The organism is [Clostridium] clostridioforme AGR2157 (assembly GCF_000424325.1).
Lineage (GTDB): Bacteria > Bacillota > Clostridia > Lachnospirales > Lachnospiraceae > Enterocloster > Enterocloster clostridioformis_A.
On sequence record NZ_KE384165.1, the window covers coordinates 35881 to 47961 of the forward strand.

Genomic DNA, 12081 nt, shown 5'->3' on the forward strand with positions numbered 1-12081 from the left:
GTCAGATAAATTCCCTGTCAAATAAAATCCCTGTAAGCGCTGTGAGGCTCCCGGATGACCCTTGTACAAACAGCCTCTCCCTCCAGGGCCAGCTTTCTCTCGTCCACGCCTTTCAGGATGCCTTCTTTGTAAACAATGTTTCCGTTAATCATCGTCATCCACACCGGTCCGGTAAGTCCCACTCTTGCCAGCAGGTTCTTCGGGTCGTGCAGGGCTCCCGCCAGCTCCAGTGTCTCTGTGTCAATCATGAACAGGTCCGCTGCTTTTCCCGCTTCCAGGGACCCCAGGTCGGTTCTTCCAAGGGTCTTTGCCCCGTTTACGGTGGCCACCTTTAACATATCATAAGCGGAGGTGCATCCCCCTCTCTCCTTGGTGTGGTATGCCTGCATCAGGTAAGCCATGCGCAGGGCATCCAGCAGATTGGAACTGTCATTGGTGGCGGAACCGTCGCACCCCAGGCTCACCAGAATGCCTGCTTCCTGCATTTCCTTTATATTGAGAATCGGGAAGCCGCCCAGTACGGCCGGTGCCGGACAGTGGGAAACCCCTGTTCCGGTGGCTGCCAGAACCTTATACTCTTCCTTTGTCACTTCCCAGTCATGGGCGTACCATACATCCTCACCGATAAATCCCATCTCCTCACACCAGTCCATGGTGCGCTTGCCCCAGCGGGCCATCATGCCTTCGTTCTCTCCCTCGCCCAGATGGGTGTGCATCCTGACCCCCTTCTCCCTGGCCATGACCACGGTCTCGGCAAAGGTATCCCTGCGGCAGTTAATGGGCTGGCAGGGCGCCATGACTATCTGCTTCATGGAAAAGGGCCCGGAATCGTGATACAGTCCAATCAGCCGGTCACAGTCCTTTAAGAACTCATCCGTTGTCTCCAGCATATTGTCGGGAATGGAGCTTCCTTCACCTCTGGGAAGGGTGTTGGTCCCCCTTCCGGCGTGGTACCGGATGCCCAAAAGCTCTGCCGCCTCCATCTGGCGGTCCACCGATGACTTGCCGGTCTTCCTGGTGTAGCAGTATTGGTGGTCAAAGGCGCATGTACAGCCGTGTTTAATCAAATCCGCAAAGGATGTAAGGGTAGAGTAGTAAATCACGTCGGAATCAATGTTCTGGAATATGCGGTAAATCTTATCAATCCAGTCCATCACCATCATGTTGGGATAGTCAATGGTCATGAGATTGCGCACAAAGGTCTGGAAAAAATGATGATGGGTGTTAATCAGGCCCGGATACACGAACTTTCCCTCTGCCCGGATTACCCGGACGTCCTCCTGATTCAGATTTTTTCCTGACGCCGGGTCCCCTCCATTCATCAGGTCCTTACCGATTGCCAGTATCTTTGGCCCCTCAATCAGCATGTCCGCGTCCCTGTAAACCCGGTCTTCCCCGTCACAGGACACGATTGCCTTTGCATTCTTAATTAGAATCTTTTTGTCCATTCCTTACCTCTCTTTCGGAAATATCATGCTGCAAAAAGGACCGGCTAGCCGGTCCTTTCCGCTTGGCTCTTGAACCCATTATATATCCTATAGTCACTATAGCTTCAAGATCAATTTTGTTTTTATTATAAATTACTATATTCATATTAGTATATCTTATAAATACACAGGCCTATCACAGCCCGCTTTCAATCTTCTGCCTCTTGATTCCATGTTTCTCGGCAAAGCCTGTAAGAATCATGGTCAGAGCCCCGTCACCGGTCACGTTGCAGGCGGTTCCGAAGCTGTCCTGAAGGGCAAAGATGGTAAGCATCAGGGCTGTTCCCGTTTCGTCAAATCCCAGCACGCCAGTAATCAGACCCAGTGAAGCCATGACCGTACCTCCTGGAACACCGGGCGCTCCGATGGCGAACACGCCTAAAAGGGCGCAGAACAAAATCATGGTTCCCAGGGACGGAATGGTTCCGTAAAGAATCTTTGATATGGTCATTACAAAGAAAACCTCTGTCAGAACAGAACCGCACAGATGGATGTTGGCAAACAGCGGAATGCCGAAGTCCACCATATCATCCCTGAGAGGCGGCTGTGATTTCTTGGCACAGCGCAGGGCAACGGCCAGTGTGGCCGCAGACGACATAGTACCTACCGCGGTAATATAGGCAGGTCCGTAATTCTTTATGACATCCAGCGGATTCTTGCCTGAATAGGCGCCGCCGATGGCATACAGCAGGGCCAGCCAGATGTAATGACCAATCATGACAATGATGACCACCTGTATGAACACAGGAAGCTGTTTTGTAATGGTCCCCTCATAGGAAAGGGCGCAGAATGTAAACGCGATAAACACAGGAAGGATGGGAATTACCACCTTGGTAACAATGGACAGCACAATCTGCTGGAACTCCTCCAGCACCTGGGAAATCACCGAGGCCTTGGTCCATGTGGCGGCCAGGCCCAGAAGCAGCGAGAACACCAGGGCGCTCATCACAGGCATAATTTGAGGTATATCCAGCTGGAACACGATTTCCGGCAAATCCTTTAACCCCTCCACCTCAGTGGCAATAGACAGGTGAGGAATCATAAGGAAACCTGCTGTCATAGAAAAAAGGGCTGCTCCGATAGACGAAACATAGGCAATTATAATCGCAACTCCCAGCATTTTGGATGCATTGTTGCCCAGCCTTGTGATGGAAGGGGCAATGAATCCGATGATGATAAGCGGCACGCAGAAAACAATGACCTGGTTCAGGATGTATTTGATTGTCACAACAACATGCATAAGGCCGCTCCCGGCCAACTGACCGAATATGATGCCCAGGATAACGCCCAAAAGCAACCGAAACGGTAAACTGCCTGTTATTTTTTTCATACCTATTCTCCAATCATGATTTTTATGATTTCCTCGTTGGTCTCCTTCATCCCTTCTTTTCCAAGGCGACCAACGTTCTTAAGTGTGGCCTCGACACCCTTGGTGACGATGCCGTCTCCCCCGTAAAACTGCTGACCGCGTATATACATGTTGTAGCCCAGAATTCCCGCATCCACTGCCGAGGCAATCTTGGCCGCGCAGGAAGCCTTTGCTCCGTCGCAGACAATACCCGACACAATGGCAAGGGCGTTCACAACCGTATGTACGACTTCCTCAAAACCGCCGCCGCACAGGTAAGCAATACCTGCTCCGGCGCCTGCACCGGCACTGACAGCCCCGCAGTAAGCGGAAAGCCTGCCAATGGGCGTCTTCTGATGGATGGCCGTCAGGTTGGACAGGGCCAGAGCCCTGTACTTCTTATCCTCATCCACCTTAAATTCTTGCGCATATACCAGCACGGGAACAGAGGCAGTGATACCCTGGTTGCCGCTTCCCGAATTGATGATGACCGGCAGTTCACAGCCATTCATCCTGGCGTCAGAGCCTGCCGCGGCCATGGCCTTCGCCCTGGTGCGGACATCATTTCCAGACATTTCCAGAAGGACAGAGCCGATATTGGCGCCATAATCCCCTTTTAAACCCTCCTGTGCAATGGCCCAGTTGTACTTAATCTGGCGGTCCAATACTTCCCGGATGTCCTCGATGTCCACCGTATTGATAAAATCCCAGATATCCTCCATGTTGAGCAGGCTTCTGTCGGTCAGACCTTCCTCCTCCTCGCCTGCCACCTCTACCTGCTTAAGAATCTCCCCATTCTTTTCAATCAGCACGATATTGGTATGATAATTGGCGATACGGACCTTTGCGTAGGAATCCCCCTTATACAGAGTCACGATGATATCAAAGGTAATGCCGTTATCCACATGCTCCATCCTGATTTCCGTGTTATCCAGGAATTCCTTCATCTGTCCGGTCTGGTCTGGTGTAACTTCTGCAATCACCTCCAGTTCTTTGTCCGAATCTCCCGCAACGATTCCCGCTGCTGCTGCTGCCGGAATGCCCTTCAGATGATTCGTGTTAGGCACGATAACTGACTTCACATTCTTGATGATGCTTCCGCTGGCTCCCACCACAACACGGTCCGGCAGCTCCCCCAGCACTTTCCTGGCTGTGGCGGCCGCATAGGCAAGGGCAATGGGCTCTGTACATCCCATGGCCGGAAGCAGCTCCTCCTTCAGAATTTGAACATAAGCTCCGTACTTAACATTTGTTTTCTCCATAATGATTGTAATTCCTTTCCCATTTTAATTGATTATCCGGAAAATTACTATACATTTTGTATTGATTTCTGATTAACATTAATGTACCATAAAACCATATGGTTGTAAAATTTAATGTTTTTATGATATCGTTTAAATATTTTTATATAGGCAAAGGAAGCACATAATATGGAGCTACGGGAGATTGCCGCCTTTATCCAGGTGGCACAGTTAAAGAGCTTTTCCAAGGCAGCCAAACAGCTGGGTTATTCCCAGGCAGCTGTCACCATCCAAATCAAGCAGCTGGAGCAGGAGCTGAACGTCCATCTCTTCGACCGCATCGGCAAACAGACCACCCTGACCCATCAGGGAGCCCTGTTCTATGAACACGCGGTCTCTGTCATGAAGGAGCTGGAACATGCCAGGGATGCGGTCACCCATGTATCAGAGCTTACCGGAAGCCTGTGCCTGGGGACCATTGAATCCATTTGCGCCACCATATTCCCGGAGCTGTTAAGGGAATACCACCGGCTCTACCCCAAGGTCAACATAAGGCTCATCACCGACTCCCCTGAGACGCTGTTGGAGATGATGAACAGCAATGCCATTGATATAGTGTATTTCCTGGATAAGCGTATGTATGACAGCAAATGGATAAAAGTCCTGGAGGAGCCGGAGGACATCGTGTTCGTCACCTCCTCCAGCCACCCCTTTGTGGGGATGGACAGCCTGGACCTGGACCTGGTCATAGACCAGCCCTTCATCCTCACTGAGAAAAACGCCAGCTACCGTTTCATCCTGGACCAGTACCTGGCTGCCCAGGGCAAGGAAATACACCCCTTTCTGGAGATTGGGAACACGGAATTCATCATCAGCCTGCTGAGAAAGAACCTGGGGGTTTCCTTTCTTCCGGAATTCACCATACACAGGGATATTATCAATGGCGGGCTGGCCGTGCTGGATGTCAGGGATTTCTACATGAGGACCTGGCGTCAGATTGTTTACCACAAGGATAAGTGGGTCACCAGGGAGATGGATGCTTTTCTACGTCTGGCCAGTACTGCGCTGCGTAATTAATTGTGAATAGAGTGCCTGATATCTGCGTCAGGCGTGCTCCTCCGCAAAAAAGCAGCCCCGCGCGTCAGAATTTCATTCTGAAGGGAGTATATTCTCCCTGCCGCACATTGGCTGCTTTCTTCCTTTTCTATTGTCCGTTAATATAATTCACCAGGCCGCCTGCCGATATGATTTTCTGCATAAAGGGAGGGAACGACTGCCCCTTATAAGTCTCTCCCTTTGTCTTATTGGTAATGATTCCGCTGTCAAAATCAACTTCCACCTCATCCCCTGCCTCAATGGACCTGGCCGCCTCCGCACACTCTATGATGGGAAGGCCGATGTTGATGGAATTCCTGTAGAAGATACGGGCAAATGTCTCCGCAATAACGCAGCTCACTCCCGCGCACTTGATGGCCATAGGCGCATGTTCCCTGGAGGAACCGCAGCCAAAATTCTTGTTGGCCACAATGATGTCTCCCTTTTGGACCTTATTCACAAACTCCCTGTCAATATCCTCCATACAGTGTTTTGCCAGCTCATGGCCCTGGGTGGCGTTTAAATATCTGGCCGGGATGATGACGTCCGTATCCACATTGTCACCGTATTTAAAAACGTGTCCGCATGCTTTCATGTTCAGTCTCCTTTTCCTTTCACAATGATATTGCCTTTATTCCGTTAATCCAGCCGGCACGGGCAGATGATTTTTCCCGCCACGGCACTTGCGGCAGCCACGGCCGGGCTGGCCAGATATACCTCTGAATCCACGTGTCCCATACGTCCCACAAAGTTACGGTTCGTTGTGGAAATACATCTCTCTCCGGCTGCAAGGATACCCATGTAGCCTCCCAGACACGGACCGCAGGTAGGTGTGCTCACCACGGCTCCCGCCTCAATGAAAATCTCCAGAAGCCCTTCTCTCATAGCCTGAAGGTAGATGGACTGGGTAGCCGGTATCACGATGCAGCGCACACCCTTGGCAATCTTCCTGCCCTTTAATACCTCCGCCGCGATTCTCATGTCCTCTATACGTCCGTTGGTACAGGAACCGATGACCGCCTGGTCCACCTTCACATCCCCTGCCTGGTCAATGGTCCTGGTATTGGAAGGAAGATGGGGGAAGGATACGGTGGGCTTTAACTCGGACAAGTCAATCACATATGTCTCATCATACTCCGCGTCCTCATCCGCCTTATATGCGGTAAACCCGCGCTTTGAATGCTCCTTCATATATTCGGCGGCCAGTTCATCCACCGGGAAGATTCCGTTCTTTCCTCCTGCCTCGATTGCCATGTTGCAGATGGTAAAGCGGTCATCCATGGAAAGGTTCCTGATTCCCTCCCCCACGAACTCCATGGACTTATACAGGGCTCCGTCCACACCAATCATGCCGATAATATGTAAGATTACATCCTTGCCGCTGACCCACTTGGAGGGCTTGCCCACCAGCTCAAATTTAATGGCAGAGGGCACCTTGAACCAAGCCCTGCCGGTCACCATGCCGGCTGCCATATCCGTGCTTCCCACCCCCGTGGAAAATGCTCCCAGCGCTCCGTATGTACATGTGTGGGAGTCCGCGCCTATGACCGCGTCACCGGCTACCACCAGTCCCTTTTCAGGAAGAAGGGCATGCTCAATTCCCATCTCTCCCACATCGAAATAATTGGTTATCTCATGGCGGCAGGCAAACTCCCTGCAGCACTTGCAGTTCTCAGCCGACTTTATATCCTTGTTAGGGATAAAATGGTCCATAACCAGGGCAATCTTGTCCTTATCAAACACGGTCTTCCTGTCCATCTTCTTCATCTCGTTGATGGCAACCGGAGAAGTGATGTCATTTCCCAGCACTAAATCCAAATCCGCCTCAATGAGCTGTCCCGCCTTCACTTCCTCAAGTCCTGCGTGGGCAGCCAGGATTTTCTGGCTCATGGTCATTCCCATAACTTATTTCCTCCTTCAATATCCTTCTCTATTAATTCTTTGAAATTATATCATCCGTGCTTTACATTTTAGCATATGTATTGTTATAATAAAAATACATAATACGAATGGGATATATGAAAAAATGTTATATAGCAGGAGGGGGATTCCATGGAACAGAACCTGTCCCAATACAAGATATTTTATGAAGTGGCCAAAGCAGGCAACATATCCAAGGCAGCAAAGGAACTTTACATCAGCCAGCCCGCCATCAGCAAGGCCATCAGCAAGCTGGAGGACAGCCTTGGCCTGTCCCTGTTTACCCGAAGCTCCCGTGGAGTACAGCTCACCTCTGAGGGTGAAATTTTATTCGAACATACCAGGGAGGCATTTGACGCCCTGGACCGGGGCGAACAGGAACTGAAGCGGATTCAGGAATTTGACATCGGCCACTTAAGGATTGGCGTGAGCAACACACTGTGCAAATATATCCTGCTTCCCTACCTGAAGACCTTCATCGACCAGTATCCTCACATGAAGGTCACCATAGAGAGCCAGGCCACGGCCCAGACCCTGGCCCGGCTGGAGCAGCAGAAGATTGACCTGGGTCTGGTTGCCGAGCCCTCGGTCCGCCGTGACCTGGCCTTTATCCCGGTCATGGATATCCAGGACACCTTTGTCACCACTCCCAGTTATCTGGAGAACCTGTATCTGAGGGAAGGACAGGACACCAGCCTGTTTGAGACCGGCAACATCATGCTTTTAGATACCAGCAACATGACCCGCCACCATGTGAACGAATACATGGCGGAAAACAACATCTGGCCCCATCAGATTCTGGAAGTAACCACCATGGATCTGCTGATTGAATTTGCCAAGATTGGCCTGGGCATTGCCTGTGTCATCAAGGAGTTGGTACAGAAGGAGCTGGACAGCGGCCTGCTGGTAGAGATTCCCCTGAATATCCCCATTCACCGCAGGACCATTGGTTTCGCCTATCACCCTGCCAACCAGGCCATGGCCTTAAAAACATTCCTGGAGTTTTTGTACTGATACTCCGAAAGTACGTATTCTGCATATATAAAACAGGCGGATTCCTCAGCTTCCTACCGGGGCATCCGCCTGTTCTTCATTATATCCGCCAATATCCTCGAATACAATTATGTAGCACTAGTTGTTAATCAGTTTGTCCGTATCATTCCAGCTGTAAAGCTTTCTCAGCTCAGCTCCCACCTTCTCAAGCGGCTGTTCTGCCTCGTTCTTCCTCATGGCATTGAAATGCGGGCAGCCAACCCGGTTCTCAAGAAGCCACTCTTTTGCAAAGGAACCGTCCTGGATATCGGACAGAATCTTCTTCATGGCCTTCTTGGTCTCGTCGGTTACAATCTTAGGTCCGGTGATATAATCGCCGTACTCAGCTGTATTGGAAATGGAATAACGCATGCCCGCAAAACCGCTCTCGTAAATCAGGTCCACAATCAGCTTCATCTCATGCACACACTCAAAGTATGCATTCTCAGGAGCATAGCCTGCTTCAACCAGGGTCTCAAATCCGGCCTTCATCAGGGCGCACACGCCGCCGCAGAGCACTGCCTGCTCACCAAACAGGTCGGTCTCGGTCTCCACTCTGAAGGTGGTCTCCAGGATACCTGCCCTTGCGCCGCCGATTCCCTGTCCATAAGCCAATGCCATATCCATGGCCTTACCTGTGGCATCCTGGTAAACAGCTACCAGACATGGGGTTCCTCTGCCCCTCTGATACTCGCTTCTCACGGTATGGCCCGGTGCCTTGGGAGCGATCATGGTAACATCCACATCCTTAGGCGGAACAATCTGTCCGAAGTGGATGGCGAAACCGTGGGCAAACATCAGCATCATTCCCGGGCGCAGGTTTGGCGCGATGGACTCCTTATACATGGCTGCCTGCTTCTCATCGTTGATCAGAATCATGACGACATCTGCTTTTTTGGATGCCTCAGCCGCTGTATATACCTCGAAACCCTGCTCCTCGGCTTTCTTCCAGGAACGGCTGCCCTCATACAGGCCTACAATTACGCTGCATCCTGACTCCTTTAAGTTTAAAGCATGTGCATGTCCCTGGCTGCCGTAACCGATCACTGCAATGGTCTTGCCCTCCAGTAATGACAAATTACAGTCTTCCTGATAATAAATCTTTGGCATTGCTTTTTTCCTCCTTCAATTCCTTTGAACTTAAATCTTAAATGATATATGTTTAAGGCAACAAAACCGACGACTCTCTGTCCGCCTTTGGCCGCCCCCTTAAGCCTCTGTTTTATGGAAGCATCCTTATATCCTCTGCGCCTCTTTCCAGTCCTGTAAGGCCTGTGCGGGCCAGCTCCAGGATTTCATAATCCTCCAGCAGGTTAATAAGCGCATCCAGCTTGGACTGGTCCCCTGTCAGCATGACTGTCAGTGAATCCTTTCCCACATCCACAATGGTGGCGCGGAAGATACTGGATATGGCGCTGACGGACTGGCGGTCACTGGCATTGGCACGCACCTTCACCATCATCAGTTCCCTGTATACGGAACGGTCCGGCTGCAGTTCCTTGATATCCCTTACATCCTCCAGCTTATTGAGCTGGTTCTTAATCTGTTCCAGGACGGTCTGGTCTCCCAGGGAAACCACAGTCATCCTGGAGTACCGCGGGTCAGCGGTGACACCTACAGTCAGGCTCTCAATATTGTATCCGCGGCGGCTGAACAGCCCTGCTACACGGGCCAGCACACCTGCAGTATTGTCCACAAGCAGCGATAACACGATTCTGTCGTCCATCTAATCCCACCCTCTCAGTTGATGGCAAGTGCAAAAGCAGCTGCCTTCTTAATAATAATTTCAATCATAGCAACCATTGTTCTATTTGTCAATTGCATAATAGGAATGGTTATTATGAGTTCAAGTTATAGTGACAGAAGCAACTCCCTCAATTCCTTCACTGTCCCCGCAATCCAGGCAGGTCTGCACGCATCCATCTCCTGGCGGTCTCCATATCCGTAGAGTACGCCCACGCATTCCATGCCGCACTCCCTGGCCCCCAGGACATCGTGCTCCCTGTCTCCTACCATCACACAGCGTCCGATTGTCTCATCGTCCGACTCCAGGCCGCACTGTTCCAGCACATAGCGGATTACATCCGCCTTGCGCACCCGCGTTTCCCCCATATCGGCACCGCCGATGAAATCAAAATACTCCGCCATGTCAAAGTGCTCCAGTATCTTCTTGGCAAACTCCTCCGGCTTGGAGGTGGCCACCAACAGCACCCTCCCTGCTTCCTTCAGGGCTTCCAGCATTTCCTTTATGCCGGGATACTCCTTGTTCTGAACCCAGCCCCGTACGCTGAAATACTCCCGGTATACCTGCACCCCCTCCCATGCCTGCTCATCGGAAAAGCCGTAATACTTCTTATAGCTGTCCTTCAGAGGCGGCCCTATGAAAGGCGTCAGACTGTCCAGATCTTCTGTCTGTATCCCGAAATGCTCCAGTGCATACTGTACTGATTTGGTTATTCCCTCCTTAGGGTCTGTCAGGGTTCCATCCAAGTCAAATAAAATATAATCCTTACGGTTCATGGTCACTTCTCCTTTTATATGTGGCTGCCTGCTATATCTTCCCGTCCTTAAACGCCTTCATCATCTCGTGTCCCACACTGATATAAGGGCCGTATTCCACGATTTCATCCCGTGTAAACCAGCCGGCCTCGCACAGCTCCTCTTCCTCCAGGCATATGGTGTCATCCCCATCCAGCTCCGCCGTAAATCCCACCATCTCCGTATCTGAAAATGCCCAGGGCTGGCTTTTATAGTAGCGGATGTTCTTCACTCTAAGGCCCACTTCCTCCATGACCTCTCTGCGAACGCAGTCCTCAAAGGTCTCTCCTATTTCCACAAACCCGGCAATCAGCGCATAGTTTCGGTAAGCGCCTCTGGCATAGCGCGACATTAACAGCTTGTCCCCGTTGGTAATGGCCACGATGACAGCCGGACTGATTTTAGGGTATTCCGTCTGCCCACAGGATGGACAGACAAGGGCGCGCTCCCTGACGCTGGGTTCTGTCTTCGCGCCGCAGCAGCCGCAAAACCGCCTGCTCTGCATCCACCGGTAGAGCTGGCTGCCCGTTATCCCCGCAAACGCCTGGTGAAGGGGTTCAAAATTCCGGAACACAGTCAGAGGCTCCATGTAAAAACCGCCGAATTCCGGCACTGTCATGTCCGTCACACAGTAATAGGCCCTGTCATCAATGGAAAACAGGTACTGTGCCTGTGCCGAAAAATCTCCTTCTTCCCTCAGCTCCCCGAAGTTGGGAATCGCACTCCCCTTTTCGCTTTTGAGAAGCATTACCTTATTATATTCGTAGTGAAGCAGGTAATCCCTGTCTTCCGGTTTCTTCCTCCTGAATACAGGGTCATATGTATGCGGTGCAATATCCTGAATCATGCATTTAGCCTCCGTCCTTTACGGTCTGTTAATCCTAAACGTCCAGCCTGTAAAAATATATTTAGTGTCTATTGTATCACAGGAACGGTTCATTGTAAAACCTTCCTTTCAAATCAGCGAAGAAGGAAATACCATGGAAAAAGGACGCCCTTATATCCGGAACGTCCTTTTCACCTCTCAGTCATGAATCACAACATTCAATTCTTTATGAATCCCCAGGCTGAGAATTCCCAGTATGGACTTTCCGTCCACTATGCAGCTGCCGCAGCACACATCAATATCTTCCGGCTGCTTCTCGCTCTGCTGGACAAACCTTTTTACATCCTCTACCGAATCAAACACGACTTCCTTTGTGGTCATATAGGCACCTCCTGTCATTTTATACAGAAAGTCTTCCCATATCAGAAAGGCTTATACACGCCGAACCGTTTTTTAAGTGGCTTAAGCTTCCAGCGCCTGACTGGTGCTTCCTCCTACTGCGGCCAGGGCCTGCTTTCCCACAAAGCGGCCCACCACCATGGCATCCGCCGTATTATACAGCTGCTGGAAAAACGTTCCAAACAATATGGGAAA

General features: G+C 50.9%; 12 protein-coding genes and 1 pseudogene. 2 read left to right on the forward strand and 11 right to left on the reverse strand.

What is annotated here, in order from left to right; translation table 11 throughout:
- Positions 1–17: 17 nt before the first annotated feature.
- The 3 genes from G614_RS0125860 to G614_RS0125870 all read right to left on the reverse strand — a co-directional run bounded on the left by G614_RS0125860 (position 18) and on the right by G614_RS0125870 (position 4097).
- A complete protein-coding gene (locus tag G614_RS0125860) occupies positions 18–1448 on the reverse strand; it encodes an amidohydrolase (protein WP_027644171.1) in 1431 nt (476 codons plus the stop codon).
- Between the two features lie 175 nt (positions 1449–1623).
- The gene (locus G614_RS0125865) at positions 1624–2817 is read right to left on the reverse strand and encodes a dicarboxylate/amino acid:cation symporter (RefSeq protein ID WP_027644172.1); all 1194 of its coding nucleotides are present in this window, start codon (positions 2815–2817) and stop codon (positions 1624–1626) included.
- Between the two features lie 2 nt (positions 2818–2819).
- On the reverse strand, positions 2820–4097 hold the full coding sequence (locus G614_RS0125870) for a serine dehydratase subunit alpha family protein (RefSeq protein WP_027644173.1): 1278 nt from the start codon (positions 4095–4097) through the stop codon (positions 2820–2822).
- A 168-nt stretch (positions 4098–4265) separates the two neighbouring features.
- Between G614_RS0125870 and G614_RS0125875 the strand changes: the two genes are divergently transcribed.
- Entirely contained in the window at positions 4266–5153 is an 888-nt protein-coding gene (locus G614_RS0125875) for a LysR family transcriptional regulator (protein ID WP_027644174.1), read from the forward strand.
- Positions 5154–5280: 127 nt separating this feature from the next.
- Here G614_RS0125875 and leuD read toward each other — a convergent pair whose 3' ends face one another.
- On the reverse strand, positions 5281–5766 hold the full coding sequence (gene leuD / locus G614_RS0125880; protein WP_027644175.1) for a 3-isopropylmalate dehydratase small subunit: 486 nt from the start codon (positions 5764–5766) through the stop codon (positions 5281–5283).
- A gap of 44 nt (positions 5767–5810) precedes the next feature.
- Entirely contained in the window at positions 5811–7073 is a 1263-nt protein-coding gene (leuC, locus tag G614_RS0125885; protein ID WP_027644176.1) for a 3-isopropylmalate dehydratase large subunit, read from the reverse strand.
- 150 nt (positions 7074–7223) lie between these two features.
- Between leuC and G614_RS0125890 the strand changes: the two genes are divergently transcribed.
- A complete protein-coding gene (locus tag G614_RS0125890; RefSeq protein ID WP_027644177.1) occupies positions 7224–8105 on the forward strand; it encodes a LysR family transcriptional regulator in 882 nt (293 codons plus the stop codon).
- A 117-nt stretch (positions 8106–8222) separates the two neighbouring features.
- Here the strand turns inward: G614_RS0125890 and ilvC are convergent, their stop codons facing one another.
- The 6 genes and pseudogenes from ilvC to G614_RS31640 form a co-directional block, all read right to left on the reverse strand.
- Positions 8223–9233 (reverse strand): ketol-acid reductoisomerase, encoded by a 1011-nt coding sequence (ilvC, locus tag G614_RS0125895; RefSeq protein WP_027644178.1) that lies wholly within the window; start codon positions 9231–9233, stop codon positions 8223–8225.
- A 112-nt stretch (positions 9234–9345) separates the two neighbouring features.
- Positions 9346–9849 carry an acetolactate synthase small subunit gene (ilvN, locus tag G614_RS0125900; RefSeq protein ID WP_002569358.1) on the reverse strand — a complete coding sequence of 168 codons (504 nt, stop codon included), beginning with the start codon at positions 9847–9849 and terminating at the stop codon, positions 9346–9348.
- Positions 9850–9974: 125 nt separating this feature from the next.
- Entirely contained in the window at positions 9975–10643 is a 669-nt protein-coding gene (locus G614_RS0125905; protein WP_027644179.1) for an HAD family hydrolase, read from the reverse strand.
- 31 nt (positions 10644–10674) lie between these two features.
- A complete protein-coding gene (nudC, locus tag G614_RS0125910) occupies positions 10675–11508 on the reverse strand; it encodes an NAD(+) diphosphatase (protein WP_027644180.1) in 834 nt (277 codons plus the stop codon).
- 177 nt (positions 11509–11685) lie between these two features.
- Positions 11686–11868: an HPr family phosphocarrier protein gene (locus tag G614_RS0125915; protein WP_027644181.1), complete on the reverse strand. Its 183-nt coding sequence runs from the start codon at positions 11866–11868 to the stop codon at positions 11686–11688.
- Positions 11869–11967: 99 nt separating this feature from the next.
- A pseudogene (locus G614_RS31640) lies at positions 11968–12081 on the reverse strand (MATE family efflux transporter); the annotation flags it as partial.

Excerpts from the sequence above, each read along its gene's own strand:
- leuC (WP_027644176.1), bottom strand. The coding sequence starts at position 7,073 with ATGGGAATGACCATGAGCCAGAAAATCCTGGCTGCCCACGCAGGACTT.
- G614_RS0125860 (WP_027644171.1), bottom strand. The coding sequence starts at position 1,448 with ATGGACAAAAAGATTCTAATTAAGAATGCAAAGGCAATCGTGTCCTGT.
- ilvC (WP_027644178.1), bottom strand. The coding sequence starts at position 9,233 with ATGCCAAAGATTTATTATCAGGAAGACTGTAATTTGTCATTACTGGAG.
- G614_RS0125905 (WP_027644179.1), bottom strand. The coding sequence starts at position 10,643 with ATGAACCGTAAGGATTATATTTTATTTGACTTGGATGGAACCCTGACA.
- ilvN (WP_002569358.1), bottom strand. The coding sequence starts at position 9,849 with ATGGACGACAGAATCGTGTTATCGCTGCTTGTGGACAATACTGCAGGT.
- G614_RS0125915 (WP_027644181.1), bottom strand. The coding sequence starts at position 11,868 with ATGACCACAAAGGAAGTCGTGTTTGATTCGGTAGAGGATGTAAAAAGG.
- nudC (WP_027644180.1), bottom strand. The coding sequence starts at position 11,508 with ATGATTCAGGATATTGCACCGCATACATATGACCCTGTATTCAGGAGG.
- G614_RS0125890 (WP_027644177.1), top strand. The coding sequence starts at position 7,224 with ATGGAACAGAACCTGTCCCAATACAAGATATTTTATGAAGTGGCCAAA.
- leuD (WP_027644175.1), bottom strand. The coding sequence starts at position 5,766 with ATGAAAGCATGCGGACACGTTTTTAAATACGGTGACAATGTGGATACG.
- G614_RS0125875 (WP_027644174.1), top strand. The coding sequence starts at position 4,266 with ATGGAGCTACGGGAGATTGCCGCCTTTATCCAGGTGGCACAGTTAAAG.
- G614_RS0125870 (WP_027644173.1), bottom strand. The coding sequence starts at position 4,097 with ATGGAGAAAACAAATGTTAAGTACGGAGCTTATGTTCAAATTCTGAAG.
- G614_RS0125865 (WP_027644172.1), bottom strand. The coding sequence starts at position 2,817 with ATGAAAAAAATAACAGGCAGTTTACCGTTTCGGTTGCTTTTGGGCGTT.